This is a genomic window from Nocardia tengchongensis, assembly GCF_054781395.1.
Genome location: NZ_BAAGUM010000015.1, coordinates 12,267 through 35,608, shown reverse-complemented (window position 1 = coordinate 35,608; position 23,342 = coordinate 12,267). Strand labels below are relative to the sequence as shown.

Here is a 23,342-nt window from a genome sequence, read left to right as displayed (position 1 = left end):
GCATCGATTCACTTCAGTCCGGCTGTGGTCCCCGTAGAAGAGCCGGAGCCGAGATTTGTGGCCCTAGCCGCCAGGTAGCGCACCGGTAGCCACTATCGCCCCGCTCGACAGGCCGGGATACGCGACGCTGCCCCTAGGCGTAACGTCAAGTCTGTGAGCAGTGGCGCCGTACCGGCGGCAGGTGTGCAGGGCTCGGACCTGTGGGCCCGGGTTTTCGCAGCGCTGTACGACCCGCTGCTGTGGATGGGCGAGAAGGCGGGGATGAGCGCTCGTCGGCGAAATTTGGTCGGCCGTGCGAGGGGGCTGACTGTCGAGCTTGGCAGCGGTACCGGCCTCAACCTGGGGTACTACCCGGATGGCCTCGACGAGCTGATCTTGACCGAACCTGAGGCCGCGATGAGGACGCGGTTGACGCGGAGGATGCGTCGCAGTCGACTTCACGCACGCGTGCTCGACGCGTCGGCGGAACAATTGCCGTTCGCGGATGGAACCGTGGATACGGTCGTCTCAACGCTCGTGTTGTGCACTGTCGATGACCCTGATCCGGTGTTGCGGGAGGTCGGGCGCGTGTTGCGCCCTGGTGGCCAGCTGCTGTTTCTCGAGCACGTACGTTCCGAGTCGCCGCGACTTTCGCGTTGGCAAGACCGCCTCGCCGGCCCGTGGCGCCGGTTCGCGGAGGGCTGCCATTGCAACCGCGCCACCCTCGAACGGATCCGAGTGTCGGGGCTGAAGCTCGACGATGTGCAAGAAATGTCGTGGCGGGCAATGCCCCCGATTGTTCGACCGCTGATCACGGGTGTGGCCATCAAGTCATCTCCGACTGCCACATAGCACGCACCCTCGCCGTTGATTCGGGCGTCGGGTGCGCCATAACCCAGGTAGCGGGCCACCTGGACCTGGTCTTCGGCTTCGGCGAAGATCGCCGCCTTCGGCAACGGCTTACCAATGGACAGCATCAGCGTGGTGTGTCACCGACCGCGACTACACCCGGCACCGAAGGCCGCGTTCAACGTGCAGAGGGCCCTCAGGGACCGGTGGCAACTAGCCATGCTGACCTTTTCCTGCGTTCCGCGTTGCCCCACAACATGATTAGGGCGTTTAACCGATAGCGGCTGATTTCCTTGATCGCTACCATCGAGTTGGTCGCCGGGCAGACACTGCCGGCATCTCGAACCGAGGATGGCCCACTATGCACTGGATGCGATCGGGAGTCTTCGCTGATCCGCCGATGGAACTCACCGACGCGGAACGCAAACGGGGCGAGCGGGCAGCCCGGAAAGCGGCCCGTGACGCACGGAAGTCCCTGGTACGGACGAAGCGGTACCAGTATCGGCGCTACCGGGAAAAGGCCGGCGACCGGTATCTGGATTGGCAACAGTGGCGCATCACGTATCTCGAGGAATACCGACTCGGCACCCTCCCCGAGTCCACGAGGGGCGGCATCTCCGCAGGGGACAGCTTCCTGTCGAGCTGACGCCGCGGTTCGGGCCGAGGATGCCGAAAGCCAGGCCGCGTCGAAGCAGTATCGGCAGAATCGTCTGGTATGCAACGCAGTCCGTTCGATTTGGAAGCCTACGTTCGGCGCGTTCGGTCGAGTCCCTGTTTCATCTGCGAGGTGGTGGCCACCTCGGGCAGCGACGGATGGCACGAGGTCGTCGCCCAGACCGAGGACAATGTCGCGTTCCTGTGCAAGTACCCGACCTTGCTGGGACATGTGCTGGTCGCCCCGAAGGCTCATCGCCAGCATGTGGTCGGCGACTTCAGCGAGGATGCCTTCCTCCAGTTGATGAGCTTGGTGCATCGGGTCGCGAAGGCAGTGGAAGCGACGATTGAGGTCGAACGTACCTATCTGTTGAGCCTGGGCAGCCAGCAAGGCAATTCCCATGTGCACTGGCATATCTCGCCGTTGCCTCCAGGCATCCCGTATCACGAGCAGCAGTTCCCCGCGTTGATGGCGGAGAACGGTGTGCTGGCGTGGACGCCGGAACAGGCTGGCGCGCTGGCCGCACGGTTGCGGGCGGCCCTGTCGGATTGAGCATCCGCGTTCGGTCGTCCAGTGAGCGTGCTCACGAACTGACCCCACAGTTCTAACATGGATCAACTGATCCAAAAATGTGCGTCCCGGTCAGTGGGAATCGCCCTGATATGCCTCGTAAAAACAGCCTTTTAGGTTGACCGAAGACCCGCTGGTCTGATCATATTCTGGATCAATCGATCCAACTATGAGCCGTGCGTGCGGCCGATCTCGTTGAGGAGAACCTGTCGTGTACCTCGCTATCAACCCCTTCGGCCGACCAGAAGTGACTCTCCACGACCCCGCCGACTTCACCGCTCTGGCGGTTGTCGTACTCGCCCACCCCGGCGACCTCGACCTGGGCGCGATACTGCAGCGGTGGGGCCTGTTCGACGGCACCCATGCCTGGCTTCATGTTCAGCGTCTCGAAGACGAGCTCGGCCGCCGGCTGGGCGACGATCCGCAATGGCCGCAACGTTTCACGGCCATGCTCGATTACGCGCTGGCCCACGGCTGGCTCGACGAACACGGAACGACCGTCCGCGCACATGTGCGCTGGCAACCACCGACCACGAGCGAGGCCCCCGCCGGCCAGGAATCAGCGGTGCGATGACGACCGCGAATTCCAGAGGACCTCGCCCGCACAGCTCACCATTCGCGGCGCTTCTCCATCAGTTCATCGAGGTCCACCCGCTGCCCGAGAGGCGCCTTCAGCCGCCGATACTTCCGCCGGTACGCGGGTAGATGAGTGCTCGGCACCGATGCGACGACTCGGTTGCGGTGCGCGCAGAGGTTGTCGAACTCCTTGCGGACCTCATCGAACGGAAGATACGGGGCCACAGTGAAATAGAAGCGTCGCGCGGCTTCCTTGAGCTCCATGTTCGCGATCGCCGCCGACTGTGCGGCTGTGGATCGTGTCGAAGCGCCCACCGAGGCCGCCACCGACGACATCGCTGCCGCGCCGAGCGCCAGGACGCCGGCGACCGTGTGACTCACCAATGAGGCCAGACCGGCGCTGCCCGCGATCGCTGCCAGCACAGCGGCACTGACGTTCACCGCGGCGTGGAAGCGACGCCACCACGTCGATTCCATTCGATACACGCCGCCCCAGATGTAGGCCATGTACTCGATGCGCTGCGCGTCGAGCGACAACGCGTTGCGGTGCGCTTTCTCGGGCTCGGCGATGCCTACCTCGTCCGTCATGTCGCGCACCCACAATCACCTCGGCCAGGATGTTCACCACGACGGTAGCAACGGAACACACTGCAGCGCATTGTGATTGCGCGCCGTCTGGAGCGGGAGCGGCGTATCGTCACGCCCCCGCGGTCACCGACACCGTTCCCGTCTTTCGCCCCGCCGATGATCCATCGGCCGTGCCGATGACGCAGGACGTCGGCTCGGGCGCGGCCGCTTCGCGCGGGGACCGGATCTGCCACAGCCGGTAGATCCCGGCCGCGCAGCCGAGGGTGATCACCAGCGCCATCCACCCGGGCATCGCGGAGACGGCCCCGTTCGGATCCCGATACCAGCGCGGTGAGTAGGCGACCCGGCCGAAACTGCTGCCGCGCAGCGCAACTACCAGGCCCGGCACGATCATCACCGCCAGCGCCACCACGGTGCTGCCCGCGGTCCTGGGCACGGCCACGCCGAAGCAGAACCCGACGATCAGTGCCGCGAGAGTCACCCCGAGCACCGGAATCACCGTGTGCCGGTGCGCCGCGTCGGCGGTGAGGGCCGCGAAGACCGCCAGTCCGCCGGTCGCGGCCAGTGCCATCCACGGGGAACGCCACCGCCGGCCGGCTGCCAGGCCCGCCACCACGGCGAGGACCGGAAGTGGCAGGCTCCAATCCGGCCGGGGCACAGCGATAATCGCGCTACCCGCATTGGCGACGGCCACCGCCAGCAGGACGAGAGTGCCGTCGCGTCCCGGCAGCAGCAGGGCGGCGGCCATGGCCGCGGCGATGACGATGGCCACGGTCACCCCGATCTGCGCGGGTGTTCCCGCGTGCCGCACAAGCCATCCCGTGGACAGCGTGGTCGCGGTGACCAGCACCAGTACCGCCAGGGTCGGGCCGATCGCCAGAGTGGTGTTCTCGTCATCGGTCGCAGGCTCGTCATGCTGCAGGGCGCCTCCGACGGCCAGCAGCAGGGCGGTCATCACGAGCAGCCACGCCGGCAGTGTTCCGACCGAAACCCATTGAATGATCGGATTGCCACCACCCGAGGACGGCAGCGGGGTCTGGTCGCCGACTTCGATCGCGCCCAGCGCCCCGATCAGGTACGCGCCGGTCGCAATCGGCTTGCCGTGGACCGCGACCGCGAGCGCGCCGAGCAGGATGCCGCTGAAAATGCAGTCGATATAGCTGGCAGTGGCAAGGTTCTCGGTGGGTGCCGCCCGATTCGAGAGCCCGTCGGCCAGCAGCACGATCGCGCTCCCGCACGAGACGATCCACGCGGTGCGCTGCCCGAGCGCGACCACCAGCGCCGCGGACACCATCGCGAACGCCGCCCCCGCCGCAGCGGCCTGCGGCAAATCCAGCACCAGCAGGTCCGTTTTCCATACCGCACCTTCGGAATTTCCCCCGAGGTTCAGCGGAGCCATCATCAGCAGACACGCCACCGCCGCCCCGAGCAGAGCGGCCAAGGCCTCGACCCGGACCGCAACCCTGCGGACCACGAAGGGCGCGGTATCGCTGCGGGATTGTTGTGCCAACGCGAACCTCGCGCCCATCTCGTCTCTGTCTCCCTCGGTAGTGCGCCGCCTTTCGAATTACAGCAATAGCAGCTATCTCTGACCGAGGCTAACAGTTGCGCACTGCGCGACCCAACTAGCCGTCAATAGCCTCTGACCAGGTAAAACATCGCTCTGGCGCAACTTCTTACGACAATCACATACGTGCCGAGTAGCGGGTTCGGCCACTCCCGATCGGCGTAGTGATCCTGGCCTCTGGTTGGGCGCCGGGTTCAACAAGGTGGGCGCGGTTTCAGACGATGCGATCGATGGTTAGAGCGTTGCACGACCGCTGGCAGTACGCGCTCATGCCGATGAGCAGATAGTTCGGTGGGTTTCGAGATCGGCGGGCTGCCGTGATACCAGGCGGGGCGGGCGGTCGGAGTGTGGATGACCTCGTCCGTTTCCCGCCAGAGTGGCGCGTGTGGATGTTTGTACTGTCGAGCCATGACCACCGATAACAAGGCCATTGTCCAGGCGGCGTGGCGGGCGTTCGCCAGTCACGATGCCGACCGGATCGCCGCGTTCTTCACCGCCGATGCCGAATGGCTTGCTCCAGCGGGTAACGCGACTGCGGTCGCGCTCGACGGTCCGAGTCACATGATCGGCAGGCAGGCCATCACACACTTTCTGGCACACGAGTTCTCGCGGTTGTTCGTCAGTGATGTCGCCGTGGACTTCCACGGCTTCTATGCCGATGGGGATCGGGTGATCGTGGAGGAGACGATGAGCGCCACGCTGGCGAACGGGAACAGGTACCGCAACGACTACTGCTTCGTCTTCGAGTTGCGGGGTGGCCTCATTCACAGGGTTCGCGAGTATATGGACACCGCGCGTGGACATCGTGACGTCTTCGATGGCGACGCCGCTGACAGCGTCATCGAGACCGGCGATCGGGTGAGAGGCTGAGGGCGGCAGCGATTTCGAAACGCACCATGTTGCCGCATACCGTGCTGACCGAACCGGCAGTGCGAGCAGCCGGGTACGCGGAAGCTACAGTTCGGCTGATTCAGGCGGGCCGAGAAGGTCCCATCGATTTCCCGAGATGTCGGTGAAGACGGCGACCTGACCGTAGGTCTCGGTGCGGGGCTCGGTCACGAACGCCACCCCGGCTTCGGCCATCCGCCGGTAGGTCCCAGCGAAGTCGGTGACTCGCAGAAAGAACCCGACCCGGCCGGCGACCTGCTCACCGATGGCGAGGCGTTGCCTTTCCCCGTCTGCTTGCGCGAGCAGGATTCCCGTTGTCGCACCGGGCGGGCGAACGACGACCCACCGCTTGGGGCGTCCGTCGTTGGTCAGTGAGGGTGAGTCTTCGATGAGATCGAAACCGAGTGTCTCAACGAAGAATTCGATGGCCGAGTCGTACTCCTCAACGATGATCGCAATGAGCTCCAGATGCACTGAGCGAGCCTACGGTCTTGCCGCCCCACGTATCCGCACATGCCGCATAGTGCGCGAAATGGGTGTCGCTACCGTGGGGCTCGAAGAAGGCGGCACCTACGGGGCACGCAGTACAGTGCCGTGGTGGCTGTCACTGTGGAAACACTGACCGAGGTCGACGACGAGATCGTGGAAGCTTTCAACCGGCTGCTACCCCAGCTCTCACAGACGGCGAAGCGATTGGATCGAGAAGCGCTGGCGCAGTTGGCCTCCACGGAGTCGACCACCGTCCTGGTCGCACGGAGCGACGGAAAGATCGTCGGGACTCTGAGCTTGGTGATGTTCCCGATACCGTCGGGCCTTCGAGCGCGGATCGAGGATGTGGTGGTCGATGACTCGGCCCGCGGCCAAGGCGTCGGAGCAGCCTTGATCGAGGAGGCCAAGACGCGGGCTAGCGCTGTCGGCGCGCGGACGTTGGATCTGACCTCACGAGCCTCACGGTCAGCCGCCAACCGACTGTATGAGCGGCTCGGATTTCAACCGCGTCAATCACGGGTCTATCGCTTCGCTCCAACCGACTGAACCGTGCGGACCAACCGACGAACGCACTACTTGCCGCTGACCGCGCTGACCTGACCGGCCACTGCGGGGTGCCGGCGGCCGAACCCGGCGCGCTGCGGACCGTTCGCTTTTGCCGATTGTTTGTTGATCTCGCCACCGACGAAGGTCACCTCCCTACGGCTGTGTTGTTCTCTGGGCCGGGATCCGCGTCGGTTCGACAGCGTCGAATATGGTTCGCGCATGTTTCCAATGTGGCGAATCACGTATGTCAGAGCGGCCCTCCAGCAAGGGCCCTGGCGTGCCGTCGCTCGTGGGCTGGCGAGTTGGATCGTGAGCGTCGGGGCTCCGGCGGTGGTTGTCGGGGTCGCGTTGACGGTCGTATCGGGCTCCGCTGCAAGGGGACTCGTTATCGCCTGCTGGGTGGCGCTCGTGGTAGGCGTCGTACTTGTCGCGGGCGGGCTCTGGGCGTGGAGAGTCAGTGGGCTCGTCGATAAGGAAGTCAGGGCGCGTTATGGCGCGCTGCCAGAGGTCGAGTCCGCACGGCTGCTACTGCGCGCGCCGGTACCGCAGGACGCGGTCGCGGTCGCCGCCACGATCGATGCGGAGATGCTGGCCAGGAATGGCTGGACGAAACGCACTGCTCGGGTATTGGTGAAAGCCGTCGCCTCGGGGCACCCGACTCCCGGGCTTCTCGTGTTCGAGTCGCGGTCGGACGGGACCTTGGTAGGGTGCGCGACCGTGCACCCGAGTAACAGTGACGCATCGTCGCGAACTCTCGGCTGGTGGATCGGACCACGGCACCGGCGCGCCGGCTACGCGAGCGAAGCGGTGGCCGCGCTGGTCGAGGCGATCCACGACGCCGGTTTCACTACCATCGAGATCGGTACGGCCGAAACGAATCTCGCAGTGCAGCGCATCTGCGACAGGATCGGGGCGACGGAAGTAGATCGGCGAGCGCAGCCGTTGCCGAACGGATCGGTCGTCCCGGGAATCTGGTACGAGCACCGGCGGGCGACTGCGGACATGCCTTGACCCGGCCGAGTTCTCCGGGGGGCGAAGGCGGCATAGCCGTTGTGCCAACAACGACCTCATCGGTTCGAGCTCTACCGCAGTGAGCGCGACTTCTCGTTGTGGGCCTTCACGGACGGAAAGTCAACGCTACCAATTGAGCAGGCCAAGAGTTTGCCTGCACCGAGGGTGTCGACTGGCCGGCTGAGGCATGGAAAGCTTGTGCGACCGTGCCGTTTTGGCGCGACTAATTGCTATGAACCTGCACTGTTCGACACTGCCCGTTCGGACACCTCGAAGACAGTTTTCGAAAGCTGTATTCCGGCGATGGTGGAGAGTCCGTGACTTCCAGCGCGGTTCCGTTGTCGGCAATCCGACAGCGGAACGCGTTGAGACCGTGAGCCGCTACTTCACGCCGTTCTTGATGGCGGCGTCCTGCTTCGCGGCGATCGCGAACGCTACTTCGGCCGGGACGTATTCACCGGTTTTGCTGTTGAATTCGATGATCGCGAAGGCTCCGCCTTCGGCGAACACGACGACGGTGGTTCCCTCCGGGCCATTCAGGATGCCGCCCTCGATGCCGATATCGATTGGTGTGAAGGCCGCACCCGTCTTCTGCGCAACATCATTCTTGGCCGCTGCGGCAGCGCTCGTGGCGTTCTCGCGCACAATGACCGCGGTGGTGATCTTCTCGGTCCCCGCACCGTTGCCGTAGATGCCGGTGATGCCGTTCTTCTCCGCCTTGCTGGTCTTCAACGTCCAGTCGGAGTCGATATCGCTGGGCTTGATGAGCAGGTTCGTGTAATCGCTCGCGACAGTTGATGAGGCCGTTGTGGTCGGCGCGACCGAGGTCCCGGCAGACGACGACTCCTGATCCGCGCTACAACCGGCGATTCCCACGGACAGCACTACTGCGGCACCGAGCACCACAGCCTTCGTTTTCTTCATCGGCAGATGATGGCAGAGCCGCAAACCCGCCGCAAACTTCGAGACCGACGTAGACACGGGTGACACGGAGCCTTGATGTGCGGATCGAATGAGGTCGAAGACGACGGAGCTGACCGAACCGGCCAGCGTGCGTGCTGAAAGATCAACGGGCAGGAGTCATCTGAGCCCGCCAACCGACCGTCGCCAGTGCGCGCTCATACCGATGAGCGTTTTCGCTGATGCGGTTGGTGGTCAGGCGGGTCGTTCGGCGGCGAGGAAGGGCATCATGAGGTCGAGCAGTTCGTGCGGCCGGTCCAGCGGGATGATGTGACCGCAATCCGGAATGACCTGTCCTACGAGATCATCGGTGATGGGTCGAAGCTGCCGCTCCAGCGCGTCGCCGACCGGGTGGGCGCCGATCGCCAGGGTGGGTGTGGTGAGCCGATTGGCCGCAACGGCGTGATCGAGCTGGTGGGCGCTGGTCGGCAGTGCGCGGTAATAGGAGAAGGCGCAGCGTAGGGCGTCCTCTCCGGTGTAGGCATCGACGAACGCGTCGTGGATATCTGCCCGCACACCCCGGCCACCGGTACCAGTGGTGAGAAACCATTCGATATACCGCGCCTCGTGGCCGTGCAGGACCGTTTCGGCGAGACCGGGGACGGCGTGGAATCCGAACCACCATGGCGGACCCGCGGCGAGGAAGTCCTCGGCGCCGGGGAGCCTGCCCAGCAGTGCCTCCATGACCACCAGCCGTCGCACCCGGTCGGGGTGGCGCAGAGCGAGCAGGACCGCGACCGGGGTGCCGGCATCGATCGCGACCACGGCCGCGGTGGGTTCGCCGAGAGCATCGAGGATTCCGGCGATATCGGCGGCCAGCGCGCCGGCGTCGTAGCCGTCGGACGCACGGGTGGTGGCGCCGAACCCGCGGAGGTCCGGGGCGATCACCCGGTAATGCGCGGACAACGGGCCGATGATCTCGCTCCACAGTCGCCAGGTGTGCGGAAAGCCGTGCAGCAGAACGACTGCGGGACCGGAGCCGGCTATGGCGACGTTGGCGCGGATGCCGTTGGTCTCGATCTGGCGCAGCTCGACAGGGGCGGTGTGGAGCGGTGGCGCGTAGGCCATGAGACCTCCCGTCTGTCTGGTTACCATTGGTTACCAGGAAACGGTAGGTAACGTCAGTTGCGCTGCCAAGAAGGCACTTCGACTACAGGTGGTGAGGTCCAGGTGACTACTCGATCAGTGCACGCGAAGGCGCCGGTTCGCGGTGATCTGTTCGATTGCCAATGCCCGACCCGTCAGTTGCTGGACCGCATCGGCACGAAGTGGACGTCGATGGCGGTCAAGGTCCTCGCGCAGGCCGCCCCGGGTGAGGTGCGGTTCGCCGAGCTGCGGCGACGCATGCCCGGTGTATCCCAGAAGATGCTGTCGGTGACCCTGCACAACCTGGTCCGGGACGGTCTGGTCATCCGTCGAGTGGAGCCGACAGTGCCACCACGGGTGCACTACCGGCTCACCGAACTGGGCTTGTCCCTGGAGGTCCCATTGGCAGCACTGCGCACCTGGGCCGAGGATCATATGGCCGAAATCGACTACGCCAACGCCGTCGACGACGCACAAGCCGACCCAACCGCCAGCGAATAGCTTCCAACACACTCTCATGGCGCATACCGCGCTGGCCGAACCGGCTGGCCGAGGCAGCGGAAGATCAACGGGCAGAGTGCCATACGGCCGTCGGGAGTGCGCGCTCAGCCGAATGTCGCACATTGGCGGAGCGCGCAACCGGTAATGGGATGCCGGGGAATGGACCTGGTCTTGTGAACGTAATGAAAACAGTTCACAGATCGGATTCGACGGTCGGTGACCCCCGTCTGCGAGGGATCCTCGATGAGCCAATTCCAGCGCTCTGCAACAGAATTCACACTTCCGCCGACCCCCGCAGTTCAGCCCGGCAAGGTCCTTGTCGTCGAGAGCAACCCGGCGATGGCAGAGATTGAGGTACTCGTGCCGGCCAACGCCGGCCATGAGGTGATTTCTGCCAGCAACGCGCAGCGCGCTTTGAACCTCGCTCGGCGATGGAATCCAGACTTGGTCCCGATGCCACCGGTGACGCCTACGCGGCCGGTGCGTGTGACTACCTACCCAAACCGCCCAGAACCGGTGAACTGCTCGACCACATCCGTGTCCGTCTCACGACACCGCAGGCGGCCTGAAACATCTCCAATTCGGCCGTGTCGCCAGCCAACCTGGTCTACACCCCGTACCCGGTAGAAGACCGCGAGCCCGACACCTCACGTCCACCGAACGCCAGCCCTTATACCGCGCTGACCGAACCGGTCAGCGCTAGGTGCTGCGGATCCGGGCATGCCGTGAGTCATCCATGCGGGCGGTGTGCGCACCGGCGGGTGAGGCGGTGAGGTGATCCATCGCGTACATGCTCGGGGTTACGATGATGCTCGAGCACCGACGGCCTCTCTGACATGGCCCTATCATCCCTGGGCCCGGCCGTGCAGTCCGCGCGTCTTCGCTTCTCATGGGAGGAGTTGGTCATGTGCCGCCTGTTCGGACTCTCGGCCGCGCCGCAGCGGGTGCGCGCCACCTTCTGGTTGCTGAAGGCGCCCGACAGCCTGTCCCGGCAAAGTCACCGCGAACCTGACGGCGTGGGCCTGGGTACCTTCACCGCCGCGGGCGCGCCGCTGGTGCAGAAGCAGCCGATCGCTGCCTACGAGGATCGGCTCTTCGCACAGGAGGCCCGCGAATGCGAATCCGAAACCTTCGTCGCGCATGTCCGCTTCGCCTCCACGGGCGGGCTGTACGTGCGCAATACCCATCCGTTCGAGCAGCACGGACGCCTGCTAGCGCACAACGGGGTGCTGGAGGGGCTCGACGAACTGGAGCACGAACTCGGCGACTATCGCCGACTCGTCCACGGCGACACCGACTCCGAGCGCTTCTTCGCCCTGATCACGGCCCGGATCGACCATCATGCGGGCGATGTCACCGCGGGCATCACCGACGCGGTCGGCTGGATCGCCGACCGGCTGCCGCTCTACGCACTCAACCTGATTCTCACCACCGCGACCGAACTGTGGGCCCTGCGCTATCCCGACACCCACGACCTGTATGTCCTCGAGCGCGCCGCCGGCGGCGCACAGGGCGATCAGCGACTCGACCACACCAGTCACAGGGGCATTCGCGCCAGCAGTGGCGTGCTGACCGACCATCCCGCTGTCGTCATCGCCACCGAACGCATGGACAACGACCCCGGATGGCGACTCCTCGCCTCCGGTGAACTGCTCCATGTCACCGGGCATCTGCACGTGCGGTCCAGCATCATTCGGGATTCCCCGCCCCGCCACCTGCTTTCGCTCGCCGACCTGAACGAGACCGCCGCCGCCTCCCAGACCGCACACTGATGATCGCCGCTGCGGCGTCGTCGCGGCGGTAGTAGTCGACGATAATCTGGGCCTTGCGCTGCAGGTGGTCGGTGAACGCCCTGTAGTGGCTCCCCTCTATGTCAAGACGTCATCATGGGTGCGGGGTTAGCCTGGTTGTCGGGTCCGGGATGTGGCTTGTCCGAAGGATCGGTGTGCGGGTTGGAACCGGTCGCGCTGGAGTCAAGAGTCGTTCCCGATTGCCCTCCCGGGCCTGCCCATTCACGACGTCGTTGATCAGCGAGCATCCGGGCGTAGACGACGTTCGACAGTCGTCGTTTGAGGGCGCGGATTGCTTCCATCGAGGTCTTCCCGCCTGCTTTGCGGCTGTCGTAGTAGAGGCGGCTGGCGGTGGTGCGGGTTCGTAGTTGAACGATGGCCATGATGTGCAATACCCGATTGATCTTGCGGTTCCCGGCTCGTGAGAGCCGGTGTCGGCGCTGATCACCGGACGAGGCATCCAACGGTGCGGTGCCGTTCCAGGACGCGAACCGATCCCGGTCACGGAATCGCCTGATATCGCCGATATCGGCTAAAAGCCTTGCCGCGGAAGAGGGTCCGATCCCGTGCAGATCCATCAGGGTGGATCCGCGTTCGATGACAAGTTGGCGCAGTTCTTTGTCCGCGGCCCTGGTTTTGCGGTCGATGGCTTCCAGGTCTTCTATCAGCTCGACAACCAGCCGCAACCGGATCGCGACGGCCGCGTCCGACGGTGTGATCGCCGCGATCGACTCGCGGGCCTGGCGGGCGGACAGAAAGACTTTGGCGCCACCAGGGATCAATTCCAGCAACAACCGGTGCAGCCGGCACAGGGTTTCGGTGCGGGCGCGACCGAGTTCGTCGCGGCGGTCGGCGAGCATGCCCAGGGCGATCAGTTCCGGATCGGCCTCGACCCGCCGCAGATTCGGTGCGCGCAATGCGGCCAGGGCCACCGAGTGGGCATCGACCGGGTCCGTTTTGCGGCCGTTGCCGGTCGCGAAGACACGCACCTGCGCCGACAGTTTCGCCGGCACGTCGATCACGGCTTCCCCGTCGTGGACCAGGCGGTGCGCGAGGTGGCGGCCGATGCCGTTGCAGCCTTCTACCGCCCAGATCCGGTCCGGGAATTGTTTTCCGGCAGTGAGCATTTCCGCATAGCCTGCGTTGTCGGTGGTGTATCTGCCTGTGGCCAGAACCTTGCCGGTCGGGTCGAGTGCTTCGATGGTGGCCGAGCGCTTGTGTGGGTCCATTCCGATGATGACGGTCATCGCCGTGCCTCCCGCGTCAACGAACCAAGTGGTGTCCGTGCGGGAGGGCACCGCTAGTTCGAGCTTGGGGCAGGCCCCTCTTCAGCCACTCCCTGCACGGCACCCGGTGGGAAGCAAGCCATTAGAGAGCCGCACCAAACCAGACGGTGGGCAGCCGAATATTGGGAGCACCCCACCGGGCACCTGGATCAAATCCTGGCCGGGACCTGATCCTGACAGCAAGTGTCTAACTAGCCGATGAGCGGTTATCGGAGCAGGTCCGCGCAGGTGGTGCCGTATGCGTCATACACGAGCGGCACCACGTGGCGAGTTCTGCGGGGTTCGCGGGTCAGAACTTGGCGGCGAGAACCACACCGGGTACAGCGAATAATAGAGCGCGACTGATCAATTGGTGTCTCAAGACTCGATCCCCATACCCTGGGCCAGCAGCGGCCAAGAGTCGTGCAGCGCCTGCTGCCAGTAAACCTAGCGGTGTGTGCCGGTCGGGTCGAAGTGGTAGATAGCGGGAACGCCGAGCACGTCCAGCCTGTCCTCGAGGCCGCCACTTCGCCGCCGCGGATTCGCACTATGTGGTGGCCGGGCTGACGGTGGCGGGCCGGAGCGATGTCCATTGCGACGGAACGCTTCTGCGGACCCCGGCCGGAACCATGTGGGTCGTGGATTGTGAACAACCACAGGAAGTCATCACCCGCGACTATCAAGCCATCACGATCCGCATCCGCCGCGACGTCCTGACCGCCGCGGCCGGCCTGCGCGAGGGCGAGCTACCCCGAGCGGTGCGACTGCAGCCAATCGGCCACCAAGCCCTGGTCATCGACTACTTCCGCAACGTCGTCGACCTGTCTCCCGGGGCTCTCTGCAACTCCGCGATGCTCAACGCCGGCATCAATATGCTCGCCGCATGCCTGGCCATCGGCACCGATCAGCGTCCCGCAGAGCCTGCCGCCGATTCCCTACTCCGCCAGCAAGTGACCGCCTACCTGCGTGCGAACCTCGAGAATCCGGACCTGACCTCGGACCTCATCGCCGCGAACTGCGGCCTCTCGCGCCGAAAACTGTTCCGACTCTTCAGCGATACCGTCGGCGGCCCCATGATGCTCCTGCGCCGCTTACGCGCCGAACACGCCCGACAACTACTCATCGCCAACCCCGACCGGACCATCGCCGCGGTCGCGAACGCTTGCGGATTCGGCGGCAACCGCAACTTCTACCGAGTCTTCCGCGCCGAAACGGGCCTGACCCCCACCGACTATCGGCAGCAGATCCTGTCAGCGGAGCCGACGCCGGCACGGTGACGTAGTCGATGCCCGATCCAGAACGGGACGTGGCCCCGACCTACGCCCACAACTCGGTATCTGGGTTATCGCGGCGTTGCGCTCTGGTGATCTGCCGCCTCGACGTCGCGTTACGTGCGCATTTCATCTCCTTGTGCGTTTACACAACACAGGTTCGCCGGTTTGTTGTGGATCGATGCTGGCGGGCGAGGTGTGACCTATGCATCATTGCTCTTGGACTGACCAGGAGCACAGCCGATGAACACACGGCACATCGACTACGACACCGCCGAAGGAGCCGACGTCCTCATCGTGGGCGCCGGAGCATCCGGCGGGGTGGCGGCACTCGAGTTGGCAGGCAGAGGCCTCGAGGTCGTGTGTCTGGAGCAGGGAGAATGGAACCTGCCCGACGACTTCACCGGCGACAAACCGTCGTGGGAGCTCACCCGTCTGAAGCAGTGGAACTCCAGCCCGAATGTGCGTCAGAACCCGGCCGACTATCCGGTCGATGCCACCGAGAGCCCGGTCGAACCGCTGATGTTCAACGGGGTCGGCGGTAGCACGATCCTGTTCTCCGGGCACTGGGTTCGCGCGATGCCGTCGGACTTCCGGGTCAAGACACTCGACGGCGTGGCCGAGGACTGGCCGTTCACCTATGAGGATCTGCGACCGTTCTACAACGAGGTCACCCACCATATCGGCGCGTCCGGGCTGGAAGGCGACCCCGCCTATCCGGATCCGCACACCTTTCCGCTGCCGCCGCTGCCGATCGGCAAGTACGGGCTGGTCGCGGCCAAAGGGATGGACAAACTGGGCTGGCACTGGTGGCCGGCACCGAATGCCATCGCGTCGCGCGACTTCAAGAACCGCCCGGCCTGCCTGCGCTACGGCGCGTGTGAATCCGGATGTCCAACCGGAGCCAAGGCCAGCACCGACCTCACACACTGGCGTGACGCGATCGCGCTGGGTGCGGTGCTGATCACCGGTGCCCGGGTCAGCCGGCTCACCGTCGACGACCGCGGCCTTGTCACCGGCGCCGAGTACGTCGACCGCGACGGGAACCTGCGACACCTGGCGGCCCGGGTGACCGTGATGGCCGCGAACGGTGTCGGCACACCGCGCCTGCTGCTGAACTCGACCTCGTCGCTTTTCCCCGACGGCCTCGCCAACTCCTCCGGGCTGGTGGGCAAGCGTCTGATGACGCACCCGTACGCCTCGGTATTCGGCGTCTACGACGAAGAGCTCGAAACCTGGCTCGGCCCGGCAGGACAGGCGCTGCAGTCGATGCAGTTCTATGAGACCGACACCGGCCGTGGGTTCGTGCGGGGAGCAAAGTGGAACCTGATGCCGACCGGTGGCCCGCTCGCCCACGTCCTGTGGGAGCGGGGCCAGGACTGGCGTGGGAGTTTCGGGCCCGCCTTCCACAGCCGCCTCGAGCGCACGTTCGGGCGCTACACCGAATGGGGGATCACCACCGAAGACCTGCCGGACGAGCACAACGCGGTCATGCTCGCCGCGGATGTCACGGACTCCGACGGGATCCCGGCCGCGAAAATCCGCTACACCATCGGTGAGAACTGTGAGCGAATGCTCGAATTCAACGTGGAGCGGGCGATCGAGGCGCATCAGGCCGCCGGGGCTGTCGAAGTCCACCCGATCCCAGTGGTGCGCCACAGCGCCTGGCATCTGCTCGGCACGGCCACCATGGGCACCGACCCCGCCGCCTCCGTCGTCGATCAGTGGGGCCGGGCACACGACGTACCCAACTTGTTCGTCATCGACGGCAGCGTCTTCGTCACCTCCACGGGCGTGAACCCGACCGCGACCATCATGGCGATTGCGCTGCGCTCGATGCGGCACCTCGCCGACACCCGCCACAGCATCCCGACCGCGTTCTAAGGACAGCATGATGTTCGATTCCGACCAGCGACGCACCTTCGCACTTCTCGCCGACACACTGATTCCCGCGTCCGGCTCCATGCCCTCGGCGAGCGCCGCCGGAGTACCCGGCGCGTTGCTCGACCAGGTTCTCGGCTACCGGCCCGATATCGCAGAGGCGTTCGCCGCCGCCGTCGCCTCGGGTACTGGCAAGGACCCCGAAGCCGCTCTCGATGAGCTCGCCGTGCACAGGCCCGACCAGTTCGAGGCGCTGACGGTGCTGACGGCAGGCGCGTACTTCCTCAGTCCCGCCGTGAAAGCCGCCATGCCCTATGCCGCGGCACCACGACCGGCCCGTGACGACATGGATTCCTACGCCGATCTTCTCGCCGACGTTGTCGAGCGCGGCTTCGTCATCCGCTGAGCGAACCTGTCGCGGCCGAAACCGCACTCCCCGAACCTGCCCCGGGGTCCTGCGAAAGGCAACACCAGTGAGTGAAAATCACAGCGGGCGTGAGGAATCCGTCTCCACCATCGAATCGGCCACCATCCAGCCGATCCCAGCCGACCAGCGCCACGGGCGCAACCGGGACATGTTCACGATCTGGTTCGGAACCAACATCATGATCCTGGCGATCGTCACCGGGGCGTTGTCGACGACCCGCTTCGGGCAGCCCGCCTGGTCGGCCGCGCTGGCGATCATCGCAGGAAACCTCTTCGGTGCGATCTTCATGGCGCTGCACTCTGCTCAGGGGCCACGGCTGGGTGTTCCACAGATGGTGCAGACCAAGGGCCAATTCGGTTCGCTGGGATCGATTCTCATCGTCGGAGTCGTCGTCTGCATGTACCTGGGGTTCTTCATCTCGATTCTTGTCTTCGGCGGGCAGTCCCTCGCGTCGGCGATACCCTTCCTGAGCGAGAAGGCCGGCATCGTGGTGCTCGCGGCGATCAGCGTCTGCGCGGCCATCTGGGGTTACACCCTGATCCACGCCTACGCGCGCATCATGACGTGGGCATCGGGGCTGGTTCTGCTGATGGCGTTCGTCTGGGCGTTCATCATCCACTCGGTGCCCGCTCACTTCTTCAGCACGGACACTGCAACGCCGGCCGGCTTCATGAGCACCTTCGGGGCGTGTGCGGTGTGGCAGATCGCCTATGCCCCATACGTTTCCGACTATTCGCGCTACCTGCCGGCAAGGACGGGCCCGAGGCCGGCATTCTGGATGAGCTACTGGGGCACCAGCATCGGCTCGATCCTGCCGATGTTCCTCGGGGCAGGCATCGGATTGCTGCGCCCCCACACCGACCCGGTTGTCGCCCTGACCCAGGCCACCGCAGGGATCAGCGTCGTGGTGGTTGTGGTCTTCAGCATCGGAGTCGCCGCTACGAACGCGATGAACCTGTACTGCGGCACGCTGTGCACGATCACGATTGCGCAGACGATCTTTCCGCGCTTCGATCCACGCGGCCGCGAACGTGCTCTGATCGCCACCGGACTGTGTGCGGTGGCCGCGAGTGTCGCGCTCACCGGGGGCAGCGACTTCGTCGCCACCTACAAGAACTTCCTGGTTCTGCTGCTGGCTTCGCTGGCCCCGTGGACCGCGGTGAATCTGGTGGACTACTACCTGGTCCGGCATGGGGACTACGTCGTCGAGGATTTCTACAAGCGCGACGGCGGTCGCTACGGCCGGGTCAACTGGCCTGCGGTCGGCTGCTACCTCATCGGTGTCGCTGTACAACTCCCGTTCATGATCATCGGAACCGCCTTCATCGGACCGATCGCCAAAATGCTTGGCAACACGGATATCTCGCTCATCGTCGGATTGGCTGTCGTTTCACCGCTCTACTACTTCACAGCCACAGCTCTTGCCCGCCGCAGGAATCGTTCCGCCGCACTTGACGCCTCGGCGACGCGGCCGAAATGAAGAACCTACCTACAGGCGCCGGACCGGGCGCAGAAAATGCAGGTGAATGATCATGGCATCAACTGAAATTGGACGATTCACCGTTCGGCGTCCCCGACCGGATCAGATCCCGGTCGTTGACGTGCCGCCCGCGGGCCACTTCGTCGACGGATCGTTCGTGCAGGGCTCGTCCCCGGAGGTCATCGACGTCCTCGATCCGACCACGGAGGAGGTCCTCGGATCCGTCCCGGCAGGAACCATCGAAGATGTCGATTCGGCCGTGGAGGCGGCCGTCGAGGCTCAAAGATCGTGGGGCTGCACCACACCGCAGGAACGATCCGAGGTGCTCTCCCGGATCGCGGACATCGTAGAAGCCAACCGCGAAGCACTCGCAGTGCTCGAGTCCGCGAATACCGGCAAACCCCGCAGCATCGCCGAGGACGATGTCTCCAACACCATCGACACGTTCCGGTTCATGGCGGGGGCGGGACGGACGATGACTTCCCTGGCCGGTGGAGACTATGCACGGGGACACACCTCGGTCATTCTCCGCGAACCGGTGGGAGTGGTCGGGGTGATCACGCCCTGGAACTATCCGTTGCTGATGGCCGCCTGGAAGATCGCCCCCATTCTTGCCGCCGGAAACAGCGTGGTGCTCAAGCCCTCCGAACAGACGCCGCTGTCGATACTGAAACTGGCCGAGCTCATCGCCGGACACATCCCCGACGGGATCGTCAATGTCGTGACCGGCCTTGGCGGGACGGTAGGACAGCGCCTGGCCGAACACCCGGACATCGCGCTTGTCGCGGTGACGGGAAGTGTTCCCAGTGGCCGGGCAGTCGCGGAAACCGCTTCCCGTTCGGTCAAACGCGTCCACCTCGAACTCGGCGGCAAAGCACCCGTCGTCGTCTTCGCCGACGCCGACCTCGCTGCGGCCGCGGCCGGAGTGCGCAACGCCGGATTCTTCAATGCGGGCCAGGACTGCGGCTCAGCCTGCCGGGTGCTGGTGCACGAATCGGTGGCGGAAGAGTTCACCCAACTCCTGGTTCGGGAAGTCGGCAGCCTTGTAGTCGGCGCGCCGGCCGCCGGGGACGACGTCGAAATCGGTCCTATGGTTTCCCGCCCACACTTCGAGCGCGTACGGAATTCGCTGGCCGAGGCGACGGCGGCCGGCCTGCACGCGGCCATCGGCGGCGCGGTCCTGGACGGCCCCGGCTACTTCATCGAACCGACCGTATTCAGCGCGGTGCCGGCCGGGGCGCCGATCACCCAGCAAGAAATCTTCGGCCCCGTCGTCACGGTCGAATCGTTCAGCACGACCGACGAGGCGGTTGCGAGGGCCAACGAAACACCGTATGGCCTCTCGGCGTCGGTATGGACCCGGGACGCGAGCCTCTCCCTGAGCGTGCCCAAACGGCTCGACTTCGGCACTGTCTGGGTCAACTCTCACCTCGTGTTCGCGTGCGAGGTGCCATGGGGCGGGTTCAAGGGATCGGGCTACGGGCGCGACCTCTCGCTCTACGCGCTCGACGACTTCTCCCGGACCAAACACGTCATGATCAACCACAGCGCATGAGCCCTGGATACGAGGTGGGAAGTCACTGCATCGCCGGCCGGCGCGACGCAGCGCCCAAACATGGATCATGTGAACTCAGGATGGTCCTGCACCTGCTCCCACCCACCTCGCGATCTGAGCCCGCGAGGTGAAACCCAGCTTCGTCAAGATGTGCTCGACGTGTCCCTGGGCAGTGCGCCGTGACATCATCAATCGACCAGCGATTGCGCTGTTGGTGAGGCCTTCGGCTACCAGTTCGGCGACCTGCTGCTCACGTTTGGTGAGGACTGACGCCGCTCGGTCGGCGAGCGATGGGGGGTCTTCTTCGAGGCCGAAGGCAGCGGCCGCGGCGAAACTCATCGCACCGCCCTTCGCTCGGGCTTTTTCGAATTCTCGCGTTCCGAGAGTCTCCTGTGCGCGGCGCTCGCAGGCCTCGTGATAGGTGGCCAGGTTGGGGAACAGGATGGAGGAGCTACCTGCGGCCTGGCCCCGTGCTTCGGCAGCACCCATCAACACGCAGGCGCGGCGAACATCGTCGCGATCCGACGCGATCCATGCGAGAGCTTCCAAACTGGTCGCGGCGATGAGTGGATCATCTACCGAGCGAGCATGACGAAGGCTCTCCTGCAACAAGTCGGTGGCCCGGTCGAGCGCACCCTGCCTCCAGACGGCCGTACCCATTGCCCACAACAGCCAGGAGCGAAACGACGCCTCTCCCCCGCGAGAATCCGCGAATGCCAGCGTCTGCTCGTGACAGGCGACCGCACGCTGTAGATCCCCACTGAGTTGGTATGCCCACCCCAGCAACAGGGAAGAGTCCATTCGCAATACGGGATCGCTACAGCCTGTGACCAGTTCTCCGGCCTGCTCCAGGCGGGCGACTGCATGGCCGAGATCGTCGCTGACAAGCGCGGTGTAACCGTCCGCAACCGCCTCCCACACGGCGATCTCCGGGCCGGCCAGCTGCCTGGCCAGCCCCCTGAGTTCCGCCACCCGTGCGGTCGCCGCGGCCAGGTCCGCCTGAGCCGCGGCAAGCATCCCGGCCGAGTAGAGCGCCTTGGCGCGATCTCGACCGTGCCCACCGGCCGAGTGGGCCAAAGTACGGTCGAGCCAGCTGCGGCCCTCGGTGATTCGGCCACCCATGTACCAGAACGAGAACAGAGCTGCTGCAATCCTCATGCCGCCGGTACCGGCCTCGTCGAACTCCATTGCCTTGCGCAGATTCGGCAGTTCCTGCTTCAGGCGAGAATCCCACTCGAGTTGGCGGGGACTGATCCACTCGGCCTCCGCGTCGAACGCCAACCCCTCGTACCAATCCCGATGCCGGCGACCGATCTCCCGGTCCTCACCTGCCTCCTCGAGCTTTCTCCTGCCGTAGTTCTGCACCGTGTCGAGCATCCGAAACCTGACCACGCCACCGGATTCCTCCCGGATCAGGATCGACTTCTCCACCAACGCGAACAATGCATCGAGCAGGTCGGGGTCGGGTGTGGCGGTGCCGCACACCTGTTCGGCTGCGTCGAGGTCGAAGCTGTGAGCGAAGATCGACAGTTGCCACCACAGCTGCTGCTCGCGTGGCGTGCACAGGTCGTAACTCCAGCCGATGCACCACCACAGCGTCTGCTGGCGCGTCGGGACATCCCGATTACCCGCTGTGAGCAGCGTGTACCGGTCGTCGAGCCGTCGGAGGATCTGATCGGCGGACAGCACGCGCAGCCGGGCCGTGGCCAGCTCGATCGCCAATGGCAACCCGTCCAGCCGGGCACAGATCCGGGCTACGGCAAGCCGGTTGTTTCGGGTCAGCTCGAACCCGGGTACTACCGCCGCCGCTCGTTCGACGAACAATTCCACCGCATCGCATCGGGACGCTTCTCCCAGCGTGGGCACGCTGGACGGATCCGGAAAACCCAGTGGCGTCACCGGCAACACGGATTCGCCACCGATTCCGAGGACCTCGCGGCTGGTGGCCAAGATCGACAGGTCCACGCAGGCACGCAGTAGAGAATCCGCGAGGTCCGCGACCGCCCCCACCAGGTGCTCGCAGTTGTCGAGCACCAGCAACATTTTGCGTGTCGACAGAAACTCGACCAGTACCTCCCTCGTCGGCCTGCCGGCCAGGTTCCGCACGCCAACGGAAGTAGCCACAATGTCGTCCACCAACTCGGGGTCGTCGATGTCGCCGAACTCGACCAGTCGCACCCCGTCTGCGTAACCGCGGACCAACCTGCTCGCCGCCCGCGACGCGAGCCGCGTCTTGCCGACCCCACCGATGCCCGTCAGCGTAACCAGACGCGATTCCGACAGCGCCTTCTTCACCTCGGACAGTTGTGCCTTCCGACCGACAAAGCTTGTCAGTTCCAACGGAAGGGCACCCGTATCCACGCTGCGACGGCACGGTCCACGCTCCGGTACGTGCGCTTCCTGCACATTGTCGGATTCACCACGGATGGTCATCTCATCGACGCCGTAACCATGGTCGCGCTGGATCCGCTGCAGCTGCTTACCGAGGGCGACAGCGGAGGGGCGCTGCGACGGATCGCGGTCCATCGCGGTCTCGATTGCCGCGCACACATCGGCGGGGATCCCGCCCGTGCGCAGATCCGGCACCGGATCGGTGGTGATCCGGAGAAACTGCGCAACGACCTGTTCCCCACTCTGGCGTTCGAAAGCGGCATGTCCGGTGAGCGCACAGAACAATGTGCTTCCCAGCCCGTACACATCCGACGCCGGACCGGGCGGATGGCCGTCGAAAACCTCTGGAGCAGCGAAAGCCGGCGACGCCATGACCGTTCTAGCCGTGGTCTCGAATCCGCCGGCGATACGGGCGACGCCGAAATCGCACAACGCCGGCTCCCCGTATTCGGTGAACAGGATATTCGCCGGTTTGACGTCACGATGCACGATACCGAGCCGGTGCGCCGTCTCGAGCGCCCCGGCCACCTTGATCCCGAGCCGCAGCGCCTCGTCCACAGAAAGCGGACCGTCCCTGCGGATCCGGTCCTCGAGAGATCCGCGCTCGTGGCACTGCATCACCAAATACGGTCTCCCAGAAGAGATCTCGCCGATCTGCAAAACCCCGACGATGTTCGGGTGGCCGGTCAGTCGCCCCATCGCGCGCTGCTCCCGAAGAAATCGCGCTCTGCTTTCCTCGTCCGGTTCAGCGGTGGTGAGCACCTTCACCGCGACGACGCGATCCAGGTCGCGCTGGGTGCAGCGGCAGACCACGCCGAACCCGCCCCGCCCGATCTCCTCGGCGTCCTCGAACCCCACCGAACTCAGCTCCGCGACTGGTGGAGCCGCCATATCCATATCCCGGTGTGTTCCGAGGGGGTCATCCTCGACCATGTGGGTCACCTGCGATTCACGCCCCCCGGAACTCCGATAGTAGTCCACTGTGCTGCCGAAGTTCCCGATCCAGTGGAGCGCTCG

General features: G+C 65.0%; 23 protein-coding genes. 15 read left to right on the top strand and 8 right to left on the bottom strand.

Annotated features, from left to right (window positions below; translation table 11 throughout):
- The first annotated feature begins 153 nt into the window (after window positions 1-153).
- The 4 genes from ACYVKL_RS26650 to ACYVKL_RS26635 all read left to right on the top strand — a co-directional run bounded on the left by ACYVKL_RS26650 (window position 154) and on the right by ACYVKL_RS26635 (window position 2,627).
- Window positions 154-831 carry a class I SAM-dependent methyltransferase gene (locus ACYVKL_RS26650; protein WP_379165878.1) on the top strand — a complete coding sequence of 226 codons (678 nt, stop codon included), beginning with the start codon at window positions 154-156 and terminating at the stop codon, window positions 829-831.
- Window positions 832-1,189: 358 nt separating this feature from the next.
- A complete protein-coding gene (locus tag ACYVKL_RS26645; RefSeq protein WP_379165876.1) occupies window positions 1,190-1,474 on the top strand; it encodes a hypothetical protein in 285 nt (94 codons plus the stop codon).
- A 69-nt stretch (window positions 1,475-1,543) separates the two neighbouring features.
- Window positions 1,544-2,035: an HIT family protein gene (locus ACYVKL_RS26640; RefSeq protein ID WP_379165875.1), complete on the top strand. Its 492-nt coding sequence runs from the start codon at window positions 1,544-1,546 to the stop codon at window positions 2,033-2,035.
- Between the two features lie 229 nt (window positions 2,036-2,264).
- Entirely contained in the window at window positions 2,265-2,627 is a 363-nt protein-coding gene (locus ACYVKL_RS26635) for a hypothetical protein (RefSeq protein ID WP_379165874.1), read from the top strand.
- 35 nt (window positions 2,628-2,662) lie between these two features.
- On the opposite strand, the gene ACYVKL_RS26630 is transcribed toward ACYVKL_RS26635, so the two are convergent.
- Together ACYVKL_RS26630 and ACYVKL_RS26625 are read right to left on the bottom strand one after the other, a co-directional pair.
- Window positions 2,663-3,217 (bottom strand): hypothetical protein, encoded by a 555-nt coding sequence (locus ACYVKL_RS26630; RefSeq protein WP_379165873.1) that lies wholly within the window; start codon window positions 3,215-3,217, stop codon window positions 2,663-2,665.
- A gap of 109 nt (window positions 3,218-3,326) precedes the next feature.
- The gene (locus ACYVKL_RS26625; protein ID WP_379165872.1) at window positions 3,327-4,745 is read right to left on the bottom strand and encodes a hypothetical protein; all 1,419 of its coding nucleotides are present in this window, start codon (window positions 4,743-4,745) and stop codon (window positions 3,327-3,329) included.
- Window positions 4,746-5,192: 447 nt separating this feature from the next.
- Here ACYVKL_RS26625 and ACYVKL_RS26620 point away from each other — a divergent pair, with 447 nt between their 5' ends.
- Window positions 5,193-5,654, top strand: coding sequence for a nuclear transport factor 2 family protein (locus tag ACYVKL_RS26620; protein ID WP_379165870.1), 462 nt, complete (start codon window positions 5,193-5,195; stop codon window positions 5,652-5,654).
- A gap of 84 nt (window positions 5,655-5,738) precedes the next feature.
- Here ACYVKL_RS26620 and ACYVKL_RS26615 read toward each other — a convergent pair whose 3' ends face one another.
- Entirely contained in the window at window positions 5,739-6,146 is a 408-nt protein-coding gene (locus ACYVKL_RS26615; protein ID WP_379165869.1) for a VOC family protein, read from the bottom strand.
- Window positions 6,147-6,269: 123 nt separating this feature from the next.
- On the opposite strand from ACYVKL_RS26615, the gene ACYVKL_RS26610 reads away from it, so the two are divergent.
- On the top strand, window positions 6,270-6,707 hold the full coding sequence (locus ACYVKL_RS26610) for a GNAT family N-acetyltransferase (protein ID WP_379165868.1): 438 nt from the start codon (window positions 6,270-6,272) through the stop codon (window positions 6,705-6,707).
- A 26-nt stretch (window positions 6,708-6,733) separates the two neighbouring features.
- Here ACYVKL_RS26610 and ACYVKL_RS26605 read toward each other — a convergent pair whose 3' ends face one another.
- A complete protein-coding gene (locus ACYVKL_RS26605) occupies window positions 6,734-6,856 on the bottom strand; it encodes a hypothetical protein (RefSeq protein ID WP_379165867.1) in 123 nt (40 codons plus the stop codon).
- A 250-nt stretch (window positions 6,857-7,106) separates the two neighbouring features.
- On the opposite strand from ACYVKL_RS26605, the gene ACYVKL_RS26600 reads away from it, so the two are divergent.
- The gene (locus ACYVKL_RS26600) at window positions 7,107-7,718 is read left to right on the top strand and encodes a GNAT family N-acetyltransferase (RefSeq protein WP_379165865.1); all 612 of its coding nucleotides are present in this window, start codon (window positions 7,107-7,109) and stop codon (window positions 7,716-7,718) included.
- Between the two features lie 381 nt (window positions 7,719-8,099).
- Here ACYVKL_RS26600 and ACYVKL_RS26595 read toward each other — a convergent pair whose 3' ends face one another.
- Together ACYVKL_RS26595 and ACYVKL_RS26590 are read right to left on the bottom strand one after the other, a co-directional pair.
- Window positions 8,100-8,699, bottom strand: coding sequence for a hypothetical protein (locus tag ACYVKL_RS26595; protein ID WP_379165863.1), 600 nt, complete (start codon window positions 8,697-8,699; stop codon window positions 8,100-8,102).
- 174 nt (window positions 8,700-8,873) lie between these two features.
- Window positions 8,874-9,746: an alpha/beta fold hydrolase gene (locus tag ACYVKL_RS26590; RefSeq protein WP_379165861.1), complete on the bottom strand. Its 873-nt coding sequence runs from the start codon at window positions 9,744-9,746 to the stop codon at window positions 8,874-8,876.
- Between the two features lie 102 nt (window positions 9,747-9,848).
- Here ACYVKL_RS26590 and ACYVKL_RS26585 point away from each other — a divergent pair, with 102 nt between their 5' ends.
- The 3 genes from ACYVKL_RS26585 (at window position 9,849) to ACYVKL_RS26575 (ending at window position 12,037) form a co-directional block, all read left to right on the top strand.
- Entirely contained in the window at window positions 9,849-10,265 is a 417-nt protein-coding gene (locus ACYVKL_RS26585; RefSeq protein ID WP_379165859.1) for a winged helix-turn-helix transcriptional regulator, read from the top strand.
- Window positions 10,266-10,696: 431 nt separating this feature from the next.
- Window positions 10,697-10,834, top strand: coding sequence for a hypothetical protein (locus ACYVKL_RS26580; protein ID WP_379165858.1), 138 nt, complete (start codon window positions 10,697-10,699; stop codon window positions 10,832-10,834).
- Between the two features lie 336 nt (window positions 10,835-11,170).
- The gene (locus ACYVKL_RS26575; protein ID WP_379165857.1) at window positions 11,171-12,037 is read left to right on the top strand and encodes a class II glutamine amidotransferase; all 867 of its coding nucleotides are present in this window, start codon (window positions 11,171-11,173) and stop codon (window positions 12,035-12,037) included.
- Window positions 12,038-12,138: 101 nt separating this feature from the next.
- On the opposite strand, the gene ACYVKL_RS26570 is transcribed toward ACYVKL_RS26575, so the two are convergent.
- Entirely contained in the window at window positions 12,139-13,302 is a 1,164-nt protein-coding gene (locus ACYVKL_RS26570; RefSeq protein ID WP_379165856.1) for an IS110 family RNA-guided transposase, read from the bottom strand.
- A 656-nt stretch (window positions 13,303-13,958) separates the two neighbouring features.
- On the opposite strand from ACYVKL_RS26570, the gene ACYVKL_RS26565 reads away from it, so the two are divergent.
- The 5 genes from ACYVKL_RS26565 (at window position 13,959) to ACYVKL_RS26545 (ending at window position 19,934) form a co-directional block, all read left to right on the top strand.
- Window positions 13,959-14,597 carry a helix-turn-helix domain-containing protein gene (locus ACYVKL_RS26565; RefSeq protein ID WP_379165855.1) on the top strand — a complete coding sequence of 213 codons (639 nt, stop codon included), beginning with the start codon at window positions 13,959-13,961 and terminating at the stop codon, window positions 14,595-14,597.
- Window positions 14,598-14,834: 237 nt separating this feature from the next.
- Entirely contained in the window at window positions 14,835-16,475 is a 1,641-nt protein-coding gene (locus ACYVKL_RS26560; RefSeq protein WP_379165854.1) for a GMC family oxidoreductase, read from the top strand.
- A gap of 10 nt (window positions 16,476-16,485) precedes the next feature.
- Window positions 16,486-16,878 carry a hypothetical protein gene (locus ACYVKL_RS26555; protein WP_379165853.1) on the top strand — a complete coding sequence of 131 codons (393 nt, stop codon included), beginning with the start codon at window positions 16,486-16,488 and terminating at the stop codon, window positions 16,876-16,878.
- 67 nt (window positions 16,879-16,945) lie between these two features.
- The gene (locus tag ACYVKL_RS26550; RefSeq protein ID WP_379166650.1) at window positions 16,946-18,379 is read left to right on the top strand and encodes a purine-cytosine permease family protein; all 1,434 of its coding nucleotides are present in this window, start codon (window positions 16,946-16,948) and stop codon (window positions 18,377-18,379) included.
- Between the two features lie 46 nt (window positions 18,380-18,425).
- Window positions 18,426-19,934, top strand: a complete 1,509-nt coding sequence (locus ACYVKL_RS26545; RefSeq protein ID WP_379165852.1) for an aldehyde dehydrogenase family protein — start codon at window positions 18,426-18,428, stop codon at window positions 19,932-19,934.
- A 75-nt stretch (window positions 19,935-20,009) separates the two neighbouring features.
- On the opposite strand, the gene ACYVKL_RS26540 is transcribed toward ACYVKL_RS26545, so the two are convergent.
- Window positions 20,010-23,258 (bottom strand): protein kinase domain-containing protein, encoded by a 3,249-nt coding sequence (locus tag ACYVKL_RS26540; protein WP_379165851.1) that lies wholly within the window; start codon window positions 23,256-23,258, stop codon window positions 20,010-20,012.
- Window positions 23,259-23,342 lie beyond the last annotated feature (84 nt).